The organism is Streptomyces sp. NPDC058877 (genome assembly GCF_042742855.1).
GTDB lineage: Bacteria > Actinomycetota > Actinomycetes > Streptomycetales > Streptomycetaceae > Streptomyces.
The window spans coordinates 17,167-36,499 of record NZ_JBHYMF010000031.1 but is presented as its reverse complement, the minus strand read 5'-3'; the positions used below and the strand labels follow the sequence as shown (position 1 = coordinate 36,499).

Here is a 19,333-nt window from a genome sequence, read left to right as displayed (position 1 = left end):
GAGTCCGAGGGAGAAGGAGACCCCGTTGGGCAGGGACGCGATCCACGACGAGCTGGACGACCGGGCGGCGAAGGAGGCGGACCGGGTGGTGGCCTGGCGACGCCATCTGCACCGGCACCCGGAACTGTCCAACCGGGAGGTGAAAACGGCACGCCTGGTCGCCAACCACCTGCGCGCGCTGGGTGTGGACGAGGTCCGCACGGACATCGCGGGTCACGGGGTCGTGGGCGTCCTGCGCGGCGGGCTGCCGGGTGACCGGGTCGTCGCGCTGCGGGCGGACACGGACGCGCTTCCGGTGCGGGACCTCTGCGGGACGGACTTCGCCTCCGAAGCGGTCGACGCCGACTACCCGGGCGGCCCGTTCCCCGTCTCGCACGCCTGCGGGCACGACTGCCACACGGCGATGCTGATGGGCGCGGCCACGGTGCTGGCGGGGGTCCGCGACCGACTCCCCGGCACGGTCCTCTTCGTCTTCCAGCCCGCCGAGGAGGGGCCGCCGGTGACGGAGGCGGGGGGCGCCCGGGCCATGGTCGAGGCGGGCGCCTTCGCCGACCCGGTTCCGACGATGGCCTTCGGGATGCACGTCACGCCGTACCCGAAGGGGTACCTGGGGTACCGAATCGGCAACCAGTACGGCGCGTCCAGCCTGATCCGCATCGTCGTGTCGGGCCGGCAGGTGCACGGCTCGACGCCCTGGGAGGGCATCGACCCGATGCCGGCGGTCGGTGCGGTCCTCACCGGCATCGGCCAGCTGTACCGGCAGGTCTCGGCCTTCGACCCGGTCACAGTGACGATCGGTCACATCGAGGACGTGGGACGCTTCAACATCATCGGCGAGACGGTGACGCTGTGGGGCACGATCCGGTGTGACGTGGAGTCCGACATGGCCGAGGTCCAGCACCGTCTGACGACGCTGGTCGAACATTCCGCGGCGGCGTACGGTGCGACGGCCTCGGTGGAGTACCTGCAGTCCGTGCCGCCGGTGCACAACAGCGGGCCGTGGGTGGAAGCCGGCCTGCCGACCTTCCGCCGGGTGGTCGGCGAGGAACGCGTGGTGGAGACGGGCGCGACGCTCGGATACGACGACGTCTCGGAACTGGTGGGCCGTTTCGGCGGCCTGTACGTGATGCTCGGGGTCCAGGACGCCGCCCTGGACCCTTCGGGCCGGCCGGTGCCCGTCGAGGGCGGACGCGGACTGGCCCCCAACCACAACCCGCACTTCTACGCGGACGACGACACCCTCGTCACGGGCGTCCGGCTCCACGCGCACGTGGCCCACGACCACCTGGCGGGCTCCCTGCTGCCTCGGAGCACGAAGTAGCCGGTCACCGCCGGGGAGATCACCTCCCGCTCGTCCGCGCCGCATCGCCGACCGCTGCCACGAATTCCGCGAGCAGGGCGGAATCGGCCGTCTCGGGCCAGACCAGGCCGTACTCGAGCGGTGGAGCGTCGTGCAGCGGAACGTAGGCGATGCCCGGGCGCGGGTGGTAGCGGGCTCCGCGGGCCGCCCCGGGGGATGCACCGCGGCCGGCAGTCACATGGGACAGGACCTCCTGCCAGGTGCCGGCGGCGGGCCCCCGCCCGATCGCGGCTCCGGCCGGGGTGCGGCGGGGATAGTGGTGGTCGACCCAATGGCGCGGCACGGAACCGCCGGGGGCGATGAGGTCGAGGCCCGCGAGGTCTTCCGGAGCGAGCGAGGTGCGTCCCGCCAAGGGGTGGCCGGCGGGCAGGAGGAGGACCCGCTCGTCGGTGAGGACGACGGGACCGGCGACGAGTTCCGGCTCCCGGACGGGGAAGGCCGCGTACTGGACGTCCAGAGTTCCGTTCCGGAGGGCGGCGAATCCACCGTCGAGGGGAACCTCGCGGATGGTGACCTCACAGCCGGGGTGCCGTGCGACCAGGGCGTCCGCGGCAGCGGTGAGCAGTTCTCCGCCCCAGGGGGTGGCGAATCCGGCGCGCACGGTGCCGTGGACGCCGCGTCCGGCGGCGACGGCGCGTTCGAGTGCTGCGCACAGGGCCCGATGGGCCGGCAGGAGGTCCTCGTAGAGGGCGCGACCGACGGGGGTGAGACGGACGCTGCGGCTGGTGCGCGCGAAGAGCGGGGTGCCGACGCGTCGCTCCAGCTTCTTGACGGTCTGGCTGATCCGGCCGGTGGAGACGCCGAGGCGCTCCGCGGTCCGGCCGAAGTGGAGTTCTTCGGCAAGAGTGAGGAAGGCTTCCAGCTCGTAACGCTCCAGCACCGGTTCGCCCCCCTTGATGACCCTTGATCGTTGAGCACGACTCAACGCTGGTTTCATGATGTCAGCTTGATCCGTGCAGGTCACGGCAAGGAGCCTGGAGGCGCCCCCTCCCCCTGTGGAAAGGCCTCCGTGGTCCCCCGTCCCCCTGCCCACGCCCGCGCCCGGTCCGTGAACGTCCTGCTGTTCGCCGTCGCGGGCGCCGTCACCGTCGCCAACATCTACTTCCCGCAGCCGCTGCTCGCCGCCGTGGCACGCGGCATCGACGTTTCGGAGCGGACGGCAGGGCTGATCGCCTCGACCGCACAGCTCGGCTACGCACTCGGCATCCTGCTGCTCGTACCGCTCGCCGATGCCGCACGGCTGCGCCGCCTCGCTTCGGTGCTGCTCGCCCTGACCAGCACGGCCCTGCTCGTCGCCGCCGCGGCGCCCGACGTGGTCACGCTCACGCTCGCCACGCTCGCGCTCTCGACCACGACGGTGCTGCCCCAGATCCTCACCCCGGTGGCGGCAGTGCTCGCGGGCCCTGAACGGCGGGGCCGGGTCGTCGGTCTGGTGGGACTGGGCCTGACCCTGGGATCGACCCTCTCCCGCACGGTTTCGGGCACCGTGGCCGATGCGAGCGGCAGTTGGCGGAGTGCCTACGGGGTGGCGGCCGTGGCGACGGCAGCGCTGCTCCTCGTCCTGCCCCGGCGGCTGCCGGAGCGACTGGGAGCACGACGGCAGTCCTCGTACGCCGGGTTGCTGGCGGGGCTGCCCCGACTCCTCGCGGTCCACCGCGAGTTGCGGATCTCGGCAGTGCTCGGGGCGTGCGCGTTCGCCGCGTACAGCGTCTTCTGGGCCGTGCTGGCCTTCCACCTGGCGGCGCCTCCGCTCGGCTACGGCCCGGGGGCCACGGGCCTCTTCGGGGTGCTGACGCTGCCCGCGGCGCTGCTCTCGGCCGCGGCGGGACCGCTCTCCGACCGGTTCGGACCTTCCGTGGTGAACTCCGGGGGCCTGGTGTGCGCAGGGCTCGGCCTCGTGGTGGCGGGGCTCGTACCGCACTCCCCCGCTGCCTTGGTGGCCGCCGCGAACTTGCTGGTGGTGGGGGTCAGCTCGTCCCAGATCGCCGGCCAAGCTCGGATCTTCGGGATCGGCCGGGAGGTGGCGGCCCGGGTCAACACGGTCTTCATGCTCACCACCTTCGGCGGCGGGGCGCTCGGCTCCCTCGTCGGCACCTGGGCGTACGCAGTGCACGGCTGGACGGCCGCGCTGCTCGCCGCAGGGGCCTGCATCGCCGTCGGCCTCATGATGGTGACGGCCGCGCGGCCGACGGTCCCGAGTTGCGTCCGGCACGTCACGGGCGAGGCTGGGGGTATCCGCCCGCGCACACCGCAGGGAGAGCCATGATGCTGGACCTCACCGCCCTCGCCGACGAGCACCTGACCACGGCCCGTACGGCGCCGCACGGACGCAGCGCCCATCTGGTGGTGCACGACGGGGTGCTGCGGCAGACCGTCATCGCCCTGGCCTCGGGCACGTCCCTGGACGAGCACAACGCGCCCCCGGCCGCGAGCCTCCAGGTGTTGCGGGGGCGGGTGAACCTGACGGCGGCCGGGTGGGCGGAGGAGTTGCGGGCGGGCACCTTGCGGATGCTCCCGAAGGAGCGGCACGGACTCACTGCCCTGGAGGACGCGGTGGTGCTCCTGACCGCGGTGAACGACTGAACCGGGCCCGGGGCCGGCCGCACCGGCGAATATGCGGTGCGGCAACGGAGCCCGGACGTGCAGACTCGCTCCATGACGGTGGAGACGAAGGCGTTCCGTGACGAGTTGGGCCGTTGGGCGGCCGGTGGTTCCGACGGCGAGACGGTGGGGGAACTGGCCTCGGGGCTGGGCCTCCGGACGGCGGTGCTCCTGGAAGGACCGAGTGACGTCGCGGCCGTCGAGACGCTGGCGGCGCGGCAGGGACGGGACCTCGTCGCGGACGGCGTGTGCCTGGTGTCGATGAACGGGGCGATGAACGTCGCCCGCTACGCCGCCCTGCTCGGACCGCCCGGCCTCGGCCTCCGCACCACCGGACTGTGCGACGCCCGCGAGCAGCCCTTCTACGAGCGCGGTCTTCGACGGGCCGGAGTGCTGCGGCAGGAGTTCTTCGTCTGCGTGGCGGACCTGGAGGACGAACTCATCCGCTCATTGGGTCCCGAGCGGGTCGAGGAGGTCATCCGGGCGGAGGGGGACCTGCGCGCCTGGCGGACCTTCCTGAACCAGCCCGCCCAGCACGGACGCGCCTCCGACCAGCAGATGAGGCGCTTCCTCGGCACGAAGAAGGGACGCAAGATCCGCTACGGCACCTTGCTGGTGGAGGCACTCGGCACGGATGGGGCGCCGGCACCGCTCGACGGGCTCCTGGCGAGCCTCTGAGCGGCCCGGTGCTCCCACCCGGCCGGGAACCGGTCGCCGCCGCGGCTCCCGTCAGCGGCTCCCAGCCGTACCGAAGAAGCTCCTATGCACCCGTCCGGACACGGAGTCCACCCACAGCAGGTCCGCATCGTTCGGAGCGGGGGGAGCGGCCCGCTCCTCCCCACCGTCGACGGAGACGTCCACGAGCCACTCCGCACGCCACTCGCCGTCCCTCTGCACGGCCTGGAGGGCGAACGCCCTGAGCGGCTGGTCCTCCGGAACGCCCCTCCCTCCGAAGTGTTCCTCGAACAGCTTCCGTACGGCCCGCTCGGCCCCCGCCGCGCCGATCTCCCCCTTGCGCAGTTCGAGCCGCGCGGGACCGAGGTCCACGTCGACCTGGAAGAGCCTCCCCGCAGCGTCGACGCGCACGTCGAGCCTCCTGGGCATCTGGACCCCTCCGTGCGTCCAGGACCAGCGGGTCATCCAACCCGACTCCGCAGCCCCTCCCAGGGGGTACGTCTCATGGGCCGTGGCCTCCCGTGCCCAGGGGTAGTGGACGCCCATGTACGACCGGGCGACCTCGTAGGCCGCCTTCCCGCTCACGGGCGCCTTCGCTCCGGGGAGCGGGACGGTCTCGGCGACGGCGGGGTTTCCGTCATGGAGTTCGATCCTGAGGCGCTTCCGGTCCGGCCAGGAGAGGACCCCGGTGCCGAAGGCGTCCGGCCGGGCCCCGTCCTTGTCCGCGAGGTGGAAGATGACGTTCCCGCACGACACCTCCATGCACGGCTGCTCGTACGCCTTCCCCAGGACGTAGCCATCGCCGAGTGCCTCCCGCACCGCGTCCTCGACCGCCTCGCGCTGCGCGGTGTCGGCGGGCGAGGGCCCCGTGCCGTCCAGGTGGGTGAAGGACAGCGCCGAACGCGCCGCCCCCACACCGAGCAGCAGGAGCACCGCCGACGCGATCAGCGCCCCCTTCGCCCCGGCGCGCCAGTCGAGGCGCCCTCGGGCGGTGAGGACCAGGCCGGCGAGGACGGCGCCCGCGAATCCTCCGAGGACGTTCATCTCGACGTCCGCGCTGTCGCACACCCTCCCCAGTCCGTCCACGGTTCCCTGGGTGAGCTCGATGGCCAGCGGCAGCGACACGATCACGACGAGGGCGGGCAGGGGACGTCGTAAGGCCAGCAGGGCGAAGAGGCCGAGGGGCACCGTCAAGGCGAGGTTCCACAGGCCCTGGGTGGTGCGGAACGGTTCGGCGAGGTCGTGGTTGACGACGCACTGACCGTTGGCGGCGGCGCTCCCCATGAAGGTGACGCCCAAGAGGGCGGTGAGGGCGGCGGCGAGTCCCGCCCACCACCTCGCATGGGGGTTTCCGATGCGTCGGGCCGCCCACCAGGCCGCCGCCGCAAGAGCCAGGGCGACGAGGGCGCAGACGGCCAGGTAGTCGTAGTGGTGTTGAAAGATCGCGGTGAACATGGATCCGTTCTTCGTGGGCCTCGGGAAACGAAAGAGGCCAAAGGGCCCCGTCACAGAGACGGGACCTCCCTGCCGAACGGTTTCAGCACCTGCCCCCGTCCTCCGCTCCGTTCCCTCCGGGTCCGTGCGGTGGAGCGGGGGCACTGCCGGGTTCAGTCATCGCTGGTGACGAGGACCAGTGGCGTACCGCCGCACGGCAGCAGGCGTAGGCCGTCGGCACGGCGTTCGACCGGCGGACCGACCAGGACGGAAGCGACGTCGGGGCCCTTGGTGAGGGATCCGGCGAGGTGCGACGGATCGGTGGAGGCGGCGACCCGTCCCCGCGCGTTGACGAGCCGGGCGGGGACGGGCAGCCGCTGGAGCACGGGCAGCACGGCCGCCTCGAAGTGGCGCAGGTAGACGTCGGCTGCGGCCACGCCCACGAACCGGCCGGCGCGGGTGACCGGCGCGGAGAGGGTGAGGCTGTACTCGTCGGAGCAGAGGTAGTCCACGTACGGGCCGGCGACGGCCCGGCATCCGGTCTCGCGGGGCAGGGTGTACCACTCCCAGTGCGTGTAGTCGGAATAGGCGGAGTGCTCCGGGTCGAGATCGAGGAGGAGCGGCCGTACGGCTCCGCCGGGATCGCGCTGCCACCACTCCAGCCAGCCCGGGGCGTCGGCGAGCAGGTCGGGCGCCGCGACGAAGCCCACGCCCGACACGAGCGGGTGGTCCGCGAGGCGGGCGTGCAGACCGGGGCGCAGGGCCTCCAGGTCCGCGACGGCGGGCTCCCGGTCCGCCCCGAACGCCTCGGACAGCAGGGCGTCGGTGTCGGCGACGGTCTCGGCGACGGCGGTGAACACCTCCTCCAGGGCGTCCCGGACGCGGGCGATCACCGCGTCGACCGGGTCCGGCGTCCCGCCCGGCGTCCGGTGTGCCGGCGTCCCGTCCGCGCGCCCGGCGTCAGCGGCGACCCCCGCGAGCCCGGTGCTCCTGCCCATGTGTGTCCTCCTCGGGACGAGGCTCGGTCGTGCGGTCGGGAGCCCCGAGGCGCAGCGCGATCAGCCGCCCCACTGACTCCCGTACGCACGTCTCGGCGAGCGTTCTGGCTCGCTCGTCGGCCTCATCCTGCACGGCCGAGATCACGGCGCGATGACGATCCGCCACGTCGTCGAGATGGTCGGGCTCGTCGAGGACGAGGCAGAGGAGCGAGCCCAGGTCCGTCTGGAGGGCGACCTCCTCGCGGGTAAGGCGGGCGGACTGGGCGGCGGCGGCCAGTTCGACGTGGAAGCGGCCGTAGAGCCGACTGCGGGTCGCGGGGTCGCCGGCGGCGGCGAGCGCGTCGACCGTGCGGGCGAGGGGGCGCAGGTCTCCGGGCTGGGTGCGGCGGGCGGCGAGCAGGGCGGCGGCGCCGGAGACGGCGGCCCAGTGGTCGCCGAGGTCGCGCAGTTCCTCGGTGGACCAGTCCGCGAGGCGGGCGCGCAGTCGCTCCTCCGGGGGAGCGTCGGGCAGGGTGACGAAGCTGCCACCGCCACGGCCCCTACGGGTGGTGACGAGGCCCTGTTGCCGAAGGGCCATCAGGGCTTCGCGCAGGGTGACGGTGGAGACCCCGAGTTGCCCGGCGAGTTCGGTCTCGCCGGGCAACTGCTCCCCGTCGGCGAGGAGTCCGAGCTCGATCGCGTCGCCGATGCGTCGGACGACCGCGTCCACCCGGGCCCGGGTGTCGACGGGTGCGAACACGGCCCGGCGGGCCGCACCCGCCCCGGCACCGTCGCGGTCGTCCGACCTGCCGTTCGGTCTCACGGTTAACCACCTCGCGCGTCGAGCGTTGACTCAGGCTTTACCTTAAGGGGGTCTTGAGATTTGAACTATGACTTCATATGTTTGCGCTCACGCCCGAGCAACGCTCCACCACACCAGAAAGGTTCCCGCTCATGGAGGGAATGGCGATCCGGCTGACGGGACTGCGCAAGGCCTACGGCGCGACCGAGGCCGTGGCCGGGGTGGACCTGGAGATCGCGGACGGCGAGTTCTTCTCGATGCTCGGCCCCTCCGGCTCCGGCAAGACGACCGTGTTGCGGATGATCGCCGGCTTCGAGGCGCCCAGTGCCGGCACCGTCGAACTGGCCGGCCAGGACGTCACCCGGCTCGCCCCCTTCGAGCGGGACGTCCACACCGTCTTCCAGGACTACGCGCTCTTCCCCCACATGACCGTCGAGCAGAACGTCGCCTATGGCCTCAAGGTGCGCAGGGTGCCCCGCGCCGAACGGCTCGTACGGGCCCGGGCAGCGCTCGCACGGGTCGGCCTCGACGGCCTCGGCCGGCGCCGCCCCGCCGAACTCTCCGGCGGGCAGCGCCAGCGGGTCGCCCTGGCCCGCGCTCTCGTGGGGCGCCCCCGCGTCCTGCTGCTCGACGAACCCCTCGGGGCGCTCGACCTCAAGCTCCGCGAGCGGATGCAGGTCGAACTCAAGGAGATCCAGCGGGAAGTCGGCATCACCTTCGTGTTCGTCACGCACGACCAGGAGGAGGCCCTCACCATGAGCGACCGCATCGCCGTCTTCCACCGGGGACGGATCGAGCAGGTCGCCACCCCCGCCGAGATCTACGAGCGCCCCGCGACCCCCTTCGTCGCCGGCTTCGTCGGCACCTCCAACCTCCTGAGCGGGGACGCCGCCCGGCGGGTGGTCGGAGCGCCGGGCACGTACAGCATCCGGCCGGAGAAGATCCGGATCCTCACCGACCACGACGCCCCGGGCACCCCGGGACACGCCTCCGCCACCGGAACGGTCGCGGAGGTCATCTACCTCGGCGACTCCACGCGCTTCCTGGTGGACCTCGACGGGGGCGGCCGGCTCACCGCCCTCCAACAGAACCTGGAGACCTCCTCCGCCGACCTCGCCTCCTTCCGCGGCGCCCGGATCGGTCTCCAGTGGCATCCCAGCCACGCCGTGTCCGTCCCGGACGCCCCGTGACGGACACGGTCCGTCCCCGCACTCCCCTTCAGGCCCCGTCCCCTCACGCAACGGAGAACCACGTGCACCCGCACCGCCCCCTCCTGACCGCAGCCGCCGTCGCCGGGTTGCTCCTCGTCACCGCCTGCGGCTCGACCACTCCGGCCGGTTCCGGCAAGCCGGGCGGCCTGAACCCGCCGGCGCTGAAGGCACCGACCGCCCTCGGCGAGGCGGAGGGCGAGGTCAATCTGATCGCCTGGGCCGGATACGTCGAGGACGGCTCCAACGACCCGGAGGTCGACTGGGTGAGCGCCTTCGAGGAGCAGACCGGCTGTCGGGTCAACGCGAAGACCGCCGCGACCTCCGACGAGATGGTGGCGTTGATGAAGACCGGTGCCTACGACGCCGTTTCCGCCTCAGGCGACGCGTCCTTGCGCCTGATCGCCTCCGGTGACGCCGCTCCCGTGAACACCTCCCTGGTGCCGAACTACGCCGACGTCTTCGCGGGCCTCAAGAACAAGGAGTGGAACTCCGTCAACGGCGTCGCCTACGGCATCCCGCACGGCCGCGGCGCCAACCTCCTCATGTACGACACGGAAAAGGTGAAGCCGGCTCCCGACTCCTGGTCCGCCGTCTTCGAGGGGGCTTCGGCGCACGACGGCAAGGTCACCGCCTACGACTCGCCCATCTACCTCGCGGACGCCGCCCTGTACCTCAAGGCGACCAAGCCGGAGCTCGGCATCGAGAACCCGTACGCGCTCGACCAGAAGCAGTTCGACGCCTCCGTCACCCTGCTGAAGGAGCAGAACGCACACATCGGCGAGTACTGGAGCGACTACCTCAAGGAGATCTCCGCCTTCAAGAGCGGCGACTCGGTCGTCGGCACCAGCTGGCAGGTCATCGCCAACCTGGCGAAGGCCGAGGGCGCCAAGGTGGAAGCGGTGCTGCCGAAGGAGGGGGCCACCGGCTGGTCCGACACCTGGATGGTGTCGGCGAAGGCCAAGCACCCCACCTGTGCCTACAAGTGGCTCGACTGGATCGTCTCGCCGAAGACCAATGCCCAGGTGGCCGAGTACTTCGGCGAAGCCCCGGCCAACGCGAAGTCCTGCGCGGAGACGGCTGACCAGGCGCACTGCACCACCTTCCACGCCACCGACGAGGAGTACTGGAGGCAGGTGCATTTCTGGACCACCCCCATCGAGCAGTGCCTGGACGGCCGGACGGACGCACGCTGCGTGCCGTACGCCAAGTGGGTCCAGGCCTGGACCGAGATCAAGGGCTGACCCCGGCGCCATGACAGCACTTTCCCCCGGGCTCTCCCCCGAGCCCGCCGGGCGAGCCGCCGTACGGGGCCCCGGTCCCGCACGGCGGCTCGCCGGGGCCCTGCACCGACGGCCCCGCCTGCGGCTCGCGGCCCTCCTCACCGCTCCCCTGCTCTGGCTGGTCATCGCCTACCTCGGCTCGCTCGCCGCCCTGTTCCTGTCCGCCTTCTGGTCGACCGACGCCTTCACCTCGGAGGTCGTGCGGATCTGGACCTCGCAGAACTTCGAGGAACTGATCGGTTCACCGGTCTACCGGACGGTCGCCCTGCGCACGATCGGCGTCGCCCTCGCGGTGACCGTGCTCTGCGCCCTCATCGCCTTCCCCCTGGCCTTCTACACGGCACGCGTGGCGCCCCCGCGCCGCCGGCCGTTCTTCGTGGTGGCGATGCTCATGCCGCTGTGGGCCGGTTACCTCGTGAAGGTGTACGCATGGCGGCTGATCCTCTCCGAGGGCGGCCCGCTGGATTGGGCGCTGCGACCGCTCGGTCTGAGCGGGCCGGGGTACGGGCTCACCGCAACGGTGCTCGTCCTCACGTACCTCTGGCTGCCGTACATGGCGCTGCCGATCCACACCGCGCTCGCGCAACTCCCGGACAGCCTGCTGCACGCCTCGGCGGACCTCGGGGCGCGCGGCGGGCGGACCTTCGTCTCCGTGGTGCTTCCGCTGGTGTGGCCGGCGGTGGCCGCAGGGTCGGTCTTCACCTTCTCCCTGAGCCTCGGCGACTACATCACGGTGCAGATCGTCGGCGGCAAGACCCAACTGATCGGCAATCTCATCTACTCCCACGTCACCCTGAACCTGCCGCTCGCCGCCGCGCTCGGCACCGTGCCGGTCGCCGTCATCGTGGTGTACCTGCTCGCGGTGCGGCGTTCCGGCGCGCTGCGCAGCCTGTGACCGGCCGGAAGGACCGCGACCGATGAACCTCTCCCGTCCCACGCGGATCGCACTGCGCACAGCCGCCGGCCTGGGCTTCGCAGTGATCTACCTACCGCTGCTGCTCGTCCTGCTGGGCTCGCTCAATCCGGACCGCTCGGCAAGCTGGCCGCCGCCCGGTCTGACGCTCGACTGGTGGGTGGCCGCCTGGGACAACGAAGGCGCCCGGGCGGCGCTGTCGACCTCGGTCCGGGCCGGCCTCGCGGCGACTGCCGTCGCCCTGGTGCTCGGCACGCTGATCGCCTTCGCCGTGCAGCGGCACTCCTTCTTCGGCCGGGAGGCCGTGTCCTTCGCGGTGGTGTTGCCCATCGCGCTGCCGGGCATCGTCACGGGCATCGCCCTCAACTCGGCCTTCGGCACGGTCCTGCAGCCCCTCGGGGTGGGACTCGGAATGTTCACGGTGGTCGTGGGTCACGCCACCTTCTGCATCGTCGTCGTCTTCAACAACGTCGTGGCGCGGCTGCGCCGTCTGCCCGGCTCGTACGAGGAAGCCGCGATGGACCTGGGAGCGCACACGTTCCGGGTCTTCTGGGACGTCACCTTCCCCTTGCTGCGCTCGGCGCTGCTCGCGGGCGGACTGCTCGCCTTCGCGCTCTCCTTCGACGAGATCGTGGTGACGACGTTCACGGCGGGTCCGGGGGTGCAGACCCTGCCCGTGTGGATCTTCAACAACATGACCCGTCCTCAGCAGGCCCCGGTGGTCAGCGTGGTGGCGGCGACCCTCGTCCTGCTCTCGGTGGTGCCGATCTACGCGGCACAGCGGCTGTCCTCGGACGCTCCGGGCGGCGGGCGGACGTGAGGAACGCCGGGGAGTGATCGCACGGGGCGAGGCCGCCTTCCCCCTGCCGGTGGTCCCAGCGACCCTGCTCACGGCTGTCTCGCTGCGCCGGGCGGGGCCGCTGCTCCACGACCGGCGGACTTCTCCGCCCGCGCAGGCGGCACCGGCGGCCGACGGCGGGGCGTGAAGCCGCGCGGGACCGGACCGCACGGGGGCCCGTCCCCACACCGCCTCCGCACCGTCCCGAGGCGCCCCTCAGAGCGTCGGGGCCAGGGCGCCCTCGGCGGGGCCGGCCGGAAGCACCGCGGGGTCCGCGGCCAGGGCGCTGCCGCGGAGCCACTCCGGCCAACTGAGGTTCCAGTCGCCGAAGCCGTTGCCGAACGGCGCCATGGGCCGTCCGTACCCGTTGACCACCCGCACGAGGTCGCCCTCGCGCACGGTGTGGAAGAGCCAAGCGGCGTCTTCGGTGCTCATGCCCGTGCAACCGTGGCTGACATCCACGCTGCCCTGGGCGTCGAGCGACCACGGTGCGGCATGGAGGTACTCCCCGCTCCAGGTCACCCGAGTGGCCCAACGGACCTTGAGGTCGTAGTAGTCCTTGCTGCCCCGGGCGATCCCGATGGAGTCGCCGCGCATCCGGACGAGGGGTTCCTTGCCGAGGACCACCTTGATGCCGCCCCGCGTGCGGTAGCCGGCCTTGCCGGTGGTGACCCGGATGGTGCGCAGGACCCTTCCGTCCCGGCGGACGGTCATCTCGTGCGCGGCGACGTCGGTGACGGCTTCGATCCGTGCTCCGGTGGTGAAGACGAGGGGGCGCGAGGGTCCGCCGTAGAGGCCGTCGCCGATGCGCACTCCGTCGAGGCCGCTGTGCACCCGGACCGTGGCACGGGCGGGCCAGTAGGTGCGGGGGCGGTAGTGGAGGGTGGTGGGACCGACCCAGTGCCAGGCGCCCTCGACCCGGGGCGAGGTCCGCACCACCAGGGCGCGCTCCACGGCGCGGCGCGCGTCCGGGTCGTCCGCTGGTACGGGCCGACTGAGCTCGGCCGTGACGGGACGGCCCACGCCGTACGTGCCGCCGCTCTCGGGTCCGAAGGAGACGGTGAGCCGCTCCCCGCCCGGCAGCGGTTCGGTGCGGAAGTCCAGACGGGCCCGCTGGGGGCCGTTCGCCCCCTCGATCACCAGCCGGGCGGCGTACCGTCCGCCCGCCGGCAGCGGGGCCGCACTCGTCCACCGGACGCCGTCCGCACTGCGGGTTCCGGCGATCCGGCGCCCCCGCTGGTCCATGACGCTGACGTCGCCGAGCACGCCCGGTGTGCGGAGCGCGAGTTCCACGGGCCCCGAGGCCTTCGGGCCGAGCGCGAACGGCCGCCCGCTGAACACCCGTCCGCCGGCGAGCACGACGGAGCGGGGCGGCGCGGTGCACAGGGTGTCGCCGGCGGCGCACCCGTACACCGTGACGACGGCACGGGAGTCCCCACGGGCGGCAACCGCCTCCCGCACGGATTCGGGACCTGGTGACTGGGCGGCCGTGCTGGCCAGGACCGCCCCGACGGCGAGGGAGAGCATCCCGCCCCGCTTCGCGTATCGGCGTGACGACACGTCGGACTCCCTCTCCGTGTCTGCGGTGGCGCCGGCGGATGCGGCCGACCAGAGCATCAAAGCGGACAAGAAGAGAAAAAGATGATCAAGGGGCTGGCGTGGCGCTCGGGAGGGCGGGCGATACGACTCGAATGGATCAGCGGACAAGGAGCCCTCGTCCACCACTGGCCGACGGTCGGGCCCGACCGATCGGGGCCGGTGGACGGGATCGGCCCCGCCCGGCCCCGGGCGAACAGGGGCCTCGGCTCAGCGGGCCGGCTCCGGAAGCTCCTCGCCGGTCTCCAAGAGGGACTTCAAGCTGGAGATCAACGCAGGCCACCCCTCTCCGATCAGCTCCCTGATGACGCCGTCGGAGCCCAGGTCACCATGGGTCACCGTCAACTTGACCATGTCACCGGACGGCTCGATCACGAAGGTCACCCGGGACCGTCGCTGTCGGGCGAGGTGCTCGTACACATCGCCGTCGAGGCGGACGGCCTCCGCCCATTCGGGGGTGAAGGTGTGCCAGGTGTACGAGAGCAGACGGCCGGGGCGGGCCTCCAGCACGACCTGCTCGGGATCGGCGGTCCTTCGACCGCCCTCGTCCCAGACCATGGACGCGCCCGGAACCCACGTCGTCTCGAACGCCACGCCCCAGTAGCGGCGGGTGAGCTCCGGTTCGGTGAGCGCCTGCCAGAGTTCGTCGGGGGTGGTCCGGATGTAGCTGGTGTAGACGAACGCGTCGCTGTCCATCGCACTGCCCCTCGCATTTGCTGCCCCCGCGACCTGCCCCTCCAGCCTAGGCGGGGGCCGGACCGACGTGCCAGCGAAGGCCCCGTCCACCCACGGGTGCCCTGTGGGTTGAATAGGTGCGAGAGAAACTATTCAACGTGCTGCTAGCGTGTCCCAATGTCCCTCAAGCACGCCGTCCTCGCAGCTCTCCTGGAGGGCGAGGCCTCCGGATACGACTTGGCCAAGATCTTCGACGTGTCCGTCGCCAACTTCTGGGCCGCCACTCCGCAGCAGCTCTACCGCGAACTGGAGCGGCTCGCCGAGGCCGGCCTGATCACGGCCCGCGTGGTGGAACAGGAACGGCGCCCCAACAAACGCGTGTTCAGCATCACCGAGTCGGGCAGACGGGACCTCGCCGCCTACACCGCGACGCCACCGCGCCCGAGCGCCGTCCGCGACGAGTTGATGGTCCAGGTGCAGGCGTGCGACGAGGGCGACACCGGTGCCGTCCGCGCCTTCGTGGCCCAGCGGATGGAGACGGCACGGGCGAAGCTGGCCCGCTACGACCGGATGCGGGAGCGGATGCTCGATGGTCGGGACGAGGAGACCTACCTCGCTGAGGCGGAACGGGTGGGACCGTACCTCACCCTGATGCGCGGGCGGTTCTTCGAGGAGGAGAACCTACGGTGGGGTGAGCAGACCCTCGCCGTGCTCGACCTGCGCTGCACCGCGGGGAACCCGACCGTGGAGGCCACGCACCAACCGTGACCGGCAGCCGGGGGGGTGACGGTGACCCTACTCTGCGGTAACGTCACCGGTCGGCCGCCGCGGGCGGCGACGGCTCCACGGCGACGGACGAAGGACGGCCCCAGATGAACGTCGGCGACCTCGTCGAGGACTTCACCCTCCCTGACGAGACGGGCACTCCTCGTTCGCTGAGCGGTCTACTCGCGGAAGGCCCGGTCGTCCTCTTCTTCTATCCTGCGGCCCTCACTCCGGGCTGCACGGCCGAGGCATGCCACTTCCGTGACCTCGCGACCGAGTTCCGGGCCGTCGGGGCCCTACCCGTCGGCATCAGCTCCGACGGCGTCGAGCGACAGCAGGCCTTCGCCGAGCGGCACTCGCTCGGCTATCCCTTGCTGTCCGACACGGACGGGGCCGTACGCGAGCGGTTCGGCGTCACACGCGGTTTCTCGCTCGCCCCGACGAAGCGGGTCACCTTCGTGATCGGCCGAGACCGACGCATCCGGGAAGTGGTCCGCAGCGAGCTGCGGATGAGCGCCCACGCGGATCGGGCACTGGCCTCGCTGCACCGCGCCTGATTCCGGCGCGGTGGGGACCGAAGCTCCATCCGAACACGGAGGCGCCCGCTCCGCGCCCAGAGGCGTCACGACGTGCGGAAGCACGGAGGCTGGGTGAGACTCGCTGCAACGCCAGGCCCCTCCCGGTCTGCACAGGAACGGAGCGTGCAGGAATGGACGACTACCCCCTCCTCAACCTCTTCTGGACCATGTTGTGGTTCTTCATCTGGATCATGTGGTTGTTCCTGCTGTTCAAGGTGATCACCGACATCTTCCGGGACGACTCGCTCAGCGGCTGGGGCAAGGCCGGTTGGCTGATCTTCTGCATCGTGCTCCCGTACCTCGGGGTGCTGGTCTACGTCATCGCCCGCGGCAAGAGCATGGGTCAGCGGGACGCCAAGCGCGCCAAGGAGAGCGAGGCCGCGTTCCAGGAGTACATCCGCAAGGCCGCAGCACCACAGGGCGGCAGCGCCACCGATGAACTGGCCCGCCTGGCCGACCTCAAGGAGAAGGGCGCCATCACGGCCGAGGAGTTCGAGAAGGCCAAGGCGAAGGTCCTCTCCTGAGGCTCCGGAAGCAACGGGCGGCAGCGGCTGCCCGCACCAAGGGGGACGAGCCGGGTTCGGAACTCACGGGATCACTGCTGAGGGAGGTCACGGCAGCCCCCGAGAGGCTCCCCGAAGCGCTCGCCTCCTTCGCCCTGCGGCACTTCAGTCCCCGGGCCGGAGCAGCCGTCGAACGCCTCCGCGCCGCTCACCCCGGGGCCGACGCGGCAACCCTCCGGGCGCTCGTCCTCAAGCACGGACGCCGGCGGGTCGCCACGGAAGGCGCCTTCGTCGGCGGCCCCTACCTGCTGCTCATCCCCTTCGCCTTCTGCGGTGCCCTGCTCTCCCAGGCACGGACGGTCCTCGAACTCGCCGCCGTCGAGGGACGGGACGCCACTCGACCCGAGCGGGCAGCCGAACTCCTCGTCCTCCAAGGGGTGTACGAAGACACCACGACGGCCCTGGCCGCCCTCGACACCGCTCCGCACGAGCCCCGGGAGCAGCGCGAGCGGGGGCGCGCCGCGGCGCTCCGGGACCTGGTGATGCGCATGGCGCGACTGCTCGGACTGATCACCCCCTCCGAAGAACGCGTCGGCCCCTGGACCCGGATCGGCCAGTGGGCACTCGTCACCGCCGTCTTCCTGATCGGCCTGGTGGCCCCGCTCGTCTGGCTGCCCTACATGGCCGTCTCGTACGACCGCGCCACGAACCAGCTGATCGACCGGGCCACCCTCTTCTACGTCGGCACGCGCGACCTGCGCTCCCCGCGCAGCGTCCGGGTCGACCCCGCCATGACCCTGGCCGCCCTGCGGGCGCTCGGGTCGCTCCTGCTGCCGGCGATCGCCCTGCTCGTGATCGTCCTCACGGACACCCGGATCGCCGGCGGACGCTGGCCCGTGGCCGGGATCGTACTGACCACGAGTTGTCTGTGCACGGGTGGCTGGTGGCTGTGGCGTCGTCGGGCACGAACGCCGCACGGAGAAGCGCCCCCCTAATACGAACTTGAGATACCTCTTTGATACGGTCAGACCGTGAGGCTGACGAAGTTCACCGACCTGGCGCTCCGTGCCGTGATGCGCCTGGCGGTCACCGCGCCGGAGGAATCCGTCACCACCCGAGAGGTGGCGGAGTCGATGGACGTGCCCTACGCCCACATGGCGAAGGTGGTCACCCGGCTCCAGCACCTCGGCGTGGTGGAGGCGCGCCGCGGACGCGGCGGCGGACTGACCCTCACGGAACTGGGGCGACGCTCTTCGGTGGGCTGGCTCACCAGGACCCTGGAGGGCGAGGAGGAGGTCGTCGCCTGCGAGGGCGATCCACCATGTCCACTCCGCAGTGCGTGCCGGCTGCGCGGAGCGCTGCGCGAGGCGCAGGAAGCCTTCTACCGCGCGCTCGACCCGCTGACCGTGGCGGAACTCGTCGCCTCGCCGACCGGACCACTACTCCTCACCCTCAGCCCACGGCCCTCCACATCAACAGAACCGCCTTCCTGACCCCCTCCCCCGAGGGGGCACACCCCTACCTTTTAATACGTAGATCATCTACCAAATTGGAGTCCCCATGCTGTCCGACCGTTCCGTGCCGATCGTCCGCGCCACGCTGCCCGCCGTCGGCGGCGCCCTCGACGAGATCACCGAGCGCTTCTACGGACGCCTCTTCGCCGCCCACCCCGAGCTCCTGCGCGACTTGTTCAACCGGGGCAACCAGGCCAACGGCGAGCAGCGGAAGGCGCTCGCCGGCTCCATAGCCGCCTTCGCCGTCGCGCTGCTGGAGAACCCGGACGGCCGCCCCGACGCCATGCTGTCCCGGATCGCGCACAAGCACGCCTCGCTCGGCGTCACCTCCGAGCAGTACAAGACCGTGCACGAGCACCTCTTCGCCGCGATCGTGGAGGTCCTCGGCGAGGCGGTGACCCCGGAGGTCGCACGCGCCTGGGACGAGGTGTACTGGTTGATGGCCAACGCCCTCATCGCCGTCGAAGCCCGGCTCTACCGGGAGGCGGGGGTCGCGGAGGGACAGGTCTGGCAGGCCATGGAGATCGCCGAGCGCCGGGACGAGACGGCCGACACGGCCTCCTTCGTCCTGCGGCACGCCGACGGGACGCCCACGGTTCCGTTCCGACCGGGCCAGTACGTGAGCGTCCGGGTCACGCTGCCGGACGGCGCCCGACAGATCCGCCAGTACAGCCTGTCCTCCGCTCCCGAGCACCCGCAGTGGCGGATCACGGTCAAGCGGGTCGACGGCGACCCGGCGGGCGAGGTCTCCTCGTGGCTGCACTCCCACGCACGCGTCGGGGACGCGGTGGAGGTCTCGGCCCCGTTCGGCGACCTGGTCCTGCCCGAGGACGAGAAGCCCCTGCTGCTCGCCTCCGCCGGAATCGGCAGCACCCCGATGCTGTCCATGCTCAACCACCTCGCCGCCGCCGGGTCGACCCGGCGGGTCGTCGTCGTTCACGCCGACCGCTCCCCCGCCTCGCACGCACACGCCGAGGAGCTGCGACGCCTCGTGGACGCGCTGCCGCAGGCAACGCTGCACCTCTGGTACGAGGAGCCGGGTGACTCCGGTGCCCGTCCGGGACGCGCCGACATCACGCTCATCGACCTGCCGGCCGACACGACCGCGTACCTGTGCGGGCCGCTCCCCTTCCTGAGGGCGGTGCGCAGCGACCTCCTCGACCGGGGCACCGCAGCAGCAGACATCCACTACGAGGTGTTCGGCCCGGACCTGTGGCTGGGCGCCGAGGACTGAACAGCCCTCGCCCCCTCTCCGTCCGGCGTCGCCCCGCGGCCGTTCGCATGACGACGGGGCGGTGCCGGAGCACCCGACGGCGACGCCTCGCTCGCCGATCGGGGAGAAGCACGGACTTCGGCCGCAACGCGAAAAGGGTCGTAGTCAGAGCACGGCCCGCAGCAACAGCGCTTCGTGTCCTCGGGAGGCCCCCCGAGGACACCGGGAAGCGCCGGAACGACAGAGCCCCGGTTGGACGGGGGATTCCAACCGGGGCCGATCGCCGTGACGAGAGAAGGGCGGTCGCCGCTGGGGGGGGACCTTGGGGACCGGACCCCTTCACCGTCACATACGTAGAACGGTAAACCTTTCTCGAATGTTCCGAGAAGTCCCTACCG

The 19,333-nt window shown here is 71.7% G+C and carries 21 protein-coding genes; 15 read left to right on the top strand and 6 right to left on the bottom strand.

What is annotated here, in order from left to right; genetic code table 11:
• Nucleotides 1-25 precede the first annotated feature (25 nt).
• Nucleotides 26-1,321 (top strand): amidohydrolase, encoded by a 1,296-nt coding sequence (locus tag ACFW2Y_RS10410; RefSeq protein ID WP_384876223.1) that lies wholly within the window; start codon nt 26-28, stop codon nt 1,319-1,321.
• A 19-nt stretch (nt 1,322-1,340) separates the two neighbouring features.
• Here ACFW2Y_RS10410 and ACFW2Y_RS10405 read toward each other — a convergent pair whose 3' ends face one another.
• Nucleotides 1,341-2,297: a LysR family transcriptional regulator gene (locus ACFW2Y_RS10405; RefSeq protein ID WP_384876221.1), complete on the bottom strand. Its 957-nt coding sequence runs from the start codon at nt 2,295-2,297 to the stop codon at nt 1,341-1,343.
• Nucleotides 2,298-2,369: 72 nt separating this feature from the next.
• On the opposite strand from ACFW2Y_RS10405, the gene ACFW2Y_RS10400 reads away from it, so the two are divergent.
• The 3 genes from ACFW2Y_RS10400 (at nt 2,370) to ACFW2Y_RS10390 (ending at nt 4,639) form a co-directional block, all read left to right on the top strand.
• Nucleotides 2,370-3,626: an MFS transporter gene (locus ACFW2Y_RS10400; RefSeq protein ID WP_384876219.1), complete on the top strand. Its 1,257-nt coding sequence runs from the start codon at nt 2,370-2,372 to the stop codon at nt 3,624-3,626.
• The gene (locus tag ACFW2Y_RS10395) at nt 3,626-3,943 is read left to right on the top strand and encodes a cupin (RefSeq protein ID WP_384876262.1); all 318 of its coding nucleotides are present in this window, start codon (nt 3,626-3,628) and stop codon (nt 3,941-3,943) included. The genes ACFW2Y_RS10400 and ACFW2Y_RS10395 overlap by 1 nt, the downstream gene beginning before the upstream one ends.
• Nucleotides 3,944-4,015: 72 nt before the next feature.
• Nucleotides 4,016-4,639: a TOPRIM nucleotidyl transferase/hydrolase domain-containing protein gene (locus ACFW2Y_RS10390; RefSeq protein WP_384876217.1), complete on the top strand. Its 624-nt coding sequence runs from the start codon at nt 4,016-4,018 to the stop codon at nt 4,637-4,639.
• Between the two features lie 51 nt (nt 4,640-4,690).
• On the opposite strand, the gene ACFW2Y_RS10385 is transcribed toward ACFW2Y_RS10390, so the two are convergent.
• From ACFW2Y_RS10385 to ACFW2Y_RS10375, 3 genes are all read right to left on the bottom strand, one after another.
• Nucleotides 4,691-6,091 carry a VanZ family protein gene (locus ACFW2Y_RS10385; RefSeq protein ID WP_384876215.1) on the bottom strand — a complete coding sequence of 467 codons (1,401 nt, stop codon included), beginning with the start codon at nt 6,089-6,091 and terminating at the stop codon, nt 4,691-4,693.
• A 152-nt stretch (nt 6,092-6,243) separates the two neighbouring features.
• A complete protein-coding gene (locus ACFW2Y_RS10380; protein ID WP_384876213.1) occupies nt 6,244-7,068 on the bottom strand; it encodes a cache domain-containing protein in 825 nt (274 codons plus the stop codon).
• A complete protein-coding gene (locus ACFW2Y_RS10375; RefSeq protein ID WP_384876211.1) occupies nt 7,031-7,870 on the bottom strand; it encodes a FadR/GntR family transcriptional regulator in 840 nt (279 codons plus the stop codon). Before ACFW2Y_RS10375 ends, ACFW2Y_RS10380 begins: the two co-directional genes overlap by 38 nt.
• A gap of 131 nt (nt 7,871-8,001) precedes the next feature.
• Between ACFW2Y_RS10375 and ACFW2Y_RS10370 the strand changes: the two genes are divergently transcribed.
• The 5 genes from ACFW2Y_RS10370 (at nt 8,002) to ACFW2Y_RS10350 (ending at nt 12,239) form a co-directional block, all read left to right on the top strand.
• Nucleotides 8,002-9,039 carry an ABC transporter ATP-binding protein gene (locus ACFW2Y_RS10370; protein WP_384876209.1) on the top strand — a complete coding sequence of 346 codons (1,038 nt, stop codon included), beginning with the start codon at nt 8,002-8,004 and terminating at the stop codon, nt 9,037-9,039.
• A gap of 62 nt (nt 9,040-9,101) precedes the next feature.
• A complete protein-coding gene (locus ACFW2Y_RS10365; protein ID WP_384876207.1) occupies nt 9,102-10,301 on the top strand; it encodes an ABC transporter substrate-binding protein in 1,200 nt (399 codons plus the stop codon).
• A 10-nt stretch (nt 10,302-10,311) separates the two neighbouring features.
• Nucleotides 10,312-11,235, top strand: a complete 924-nt coding sequence (locus tag ACFW2Y_RS10360) for an ABC transporter permease (protein ID WP_384876205.1) — start codon at nt 10,312-10,314, stop codon at nt 11,233-11,235.
• A 22-nt stretch (nt 11,236-11,257) separates the two neighbouring features.
• Nucleotides 11,258-12,073, top strand: coding sequence for an ABC transporter permease (locus ACFW2Y_RS10355; RefSeq protein ID WP_384876203.1), 816 nt, complete (start codon nt 11,258-11,260; stop codon nt 12,071-12,073).
• A gap of 13 nt (nt 12,074-12,086) precedes the next feature.
• On the top strand, nt 12,087-12,239 hold the full coding sequence (locus tag ACFW2Y_RS10350) for a hypothetical protein (protein WP_384876201.1): 153 nt from the start codon (nt 12,087-12,089) through the stop codon (nt 12,237-12,239).
• Between the two features lie 68 nt (nt 12,240-12,307).
• On the opposite strand, the gene ACFW2Y_RS10345 is transcribed toward ACFW2Y_RS10350, so the two are convergent.
• Nucleotides 12,308-13,651 (bottom strand): Ig-like domain-containing protein, encoded by a 1,344-nt coding sequence (locus ACFW2Y_RS10345; protein ID WP_384876199.1) that lies wholly within the window; start codon nt 13,649-13,651, stop codon nt 12,308-12,310.
• 246 nt (nt 13,652-13,897) lie between these two features.
• Nucleotides 13,898-14,383 carry an SRPBCC family protein gene (locus tag ACFW2Y_RS10340; RefSeq protein WP_384876198.1) on the bottom strand — a complete coding sequence of 162 codons (486 nt, stop codon included), beginning with the start codon at nt 14,381-14,383 and terminating at the stop codon, nt 13,898-13,900.
• A gap of 156 nt (nt 14,384-14,539) precedes the next feature.
• On the opposite strand from ACFW2Y_RS10340, the gene ACFW2Y_RS10335 reads away from it, so the two are divergent.
• The 6 genes from ACFW2Y_RS10335 (at nt 14,540) to ACFW2Y_RS10310 (ending at nt 18,956) form a co-directional block, all read left to right on the top strand.
• Nucleotides 14,540-15,130 (top strand): PadR family transcriptional regulator, encoded by a 591-nt coding sequence (locus ACFW2Y_RS10335; RefSeq protein WP_384876196.1) that lies wholly within the window; start codon nt 14,540-14,542, stop codon nt 15,128-15,130.
• 104 nt (nt 15,131-15,234) lie between these two features.
• On the top strand, nt 15,235-15,684 hold the full coding sequence (locus tag ACFW2Y_RS10330; RefSeq protein ID WP_384876195.1) for a peroxiredoxin: 450 nt from the start codon (nt 15,235-15,237) through the stop codon (nt 15,682-15,684).
• 152 nt (nt 15,685-15,836) lie between these two features.
• Complete coding sequence (locus ACFW2Y_RS10325; protein WP_384876193.1) at nt 15,837-16,229, top strand: SHOCT domain-containing protein; 393 nt, start codon at nt 15,837-15,839, stop codon at nt 16,227-16,229.
• Between the two features lie 416 nt (nt 16,230-16,645).
• Nucleotides 16,646-17,203, top strand: coding sequence for a hypothetical protein (locus ACFW2Y_RS10320; RefSeq protein ID WP_384876191.1), 558 nt, complete (start codon nt 16,646-16,648; stop codon nt 17,201-17,203).
• A gap of 36 nt (nt 17,204-17,239) precedes the next feature.
• Entirely contained in the window at nt 17,240-17,701 is a 462-nt protein-coding gene (locus ACFW2Y_RS10315; RefSeq protein WP_384876189.1) for an RrF2 family transcriptional regulator, read from the top strand.
• Nucleotides 17,702-17,768: 67 nt separating this feature from the next.
• Nucleotides 17,769-18,956: a globin domain-containing protein gene (locus ACFW2Y_RS10310; RefSeq protein ID WP_384876187.1), complete on the top strand. Its 1,188-nt coding sequence runs from the start codon at nt 17,769-17,771 to the stop codon at nt 18,954-18,956.
• Nucleotides 18,957-19,333: the final 377 nt, after the last annotated feature.

What these genes read in the sequence shown, in the direction of transcription:
- ACFW2Y_RS10405 (WP_384876221.1), bottom strand. Translation starts at nt 2,297, where the DNA reads ATGAAACCAGCGTTGAGTCGTGCTCAACGATCAAGGGTCATCAAGGGG.
- ACFW2Y_RS10395 (WP_384876262.1), top strand. Translation starts at nt 3,626, where the DNA reads ATGCTGGACCTCACCGCCCTCGCCGACGAGCACCTGACCACGGCCCGT.
- ACFW2Y_RS10390 (WP_384876217.1), top strand. Translation starts at nt 4,016, where the DNA reads ATGACGGTGGAGACGAAGGCGTTCCGTGACGAGTTGGGCCGTTGGGCG.
- ACFW2Y_RS10385 (WP_384876215.1), bottom strand. Translation starts at nt 6,091, where the DNA reads ATGTTCACCGCGATCTTTCAACACCACTACGACTACCTGGCCGTCTGC.
- ACFW2Y_RS10380 (WP_384876213.1), bottom strand. Translation starts at nt 7,068, where the DNA reads ATGGGCAGGAGCACCGGGCTCGCGGGGGTCGCCGCTGACGCCGGGCGC.
- ACFW2Y_RS10370 (WP_384876209.1), top strand. Translation starts at nt 8,002, where the DNA reads ATGGAGGGAATGGCGATCCGGCTGACGGGACTGCGCAAGGCCTACGGC.
- ACFW2Y_RS10360 (WP_384876205.1), top strand. Translation starts at nt 10,312, where the DNA reads ATGACAGCACTTTCCCCCGGGCTCTCCCCCGAGCCCGCCGGGCGAGCC.
- ACFW2Y_RS10355 (WP_384876203.1), top strand. Translation starts at nt 11,258, where the DNA reads ATGAACCTCTCCCGTCCCACGCGGATCGCACTGCGCACAGCCGCCGGC.
- ACFW2Y_RS10340 (WP_384876198.1), bottom strand. Translation starts at nt 14,383, where the DNA reads ATGGACAGCGACGCGTTCGTCTACACCAGCTACATCCGGACCACCCCC.
- ACFW2Y_RS10335 (WP_384876196.1), top strand. Translation starts at nt 14,540, where the DNA reads ATGTCCCTCAAGCACGCCGTCCTCGCAGCTCTCCTGGAGGGCGAGGCC.
- ACFW2Y_RS10330 (WP_384876195.1), top strand. Translation starts at nt 15,235, where the DNA reads ATGAACGTCGGCGACCTCGTCGAGGACTTCACCCTCCCTGACGAGACG.
- ACFW2Y_RS10325 (WP_384876193.1), top strand. Translation starts at nt 15,837, where the DNA reads ATGGACGACTACCCCCTCCTCAACCTCTTCTGGACCATGTTGTGGTTC.
- ACFW2Y_RS10310 (WP_384876187.1), top strand. Translation starts at nt 17,769, where the DNA reads ATGCTGTCCGACCGTTCCGTGCCGATCGTCCGCGCCACGCTGCCCGCC.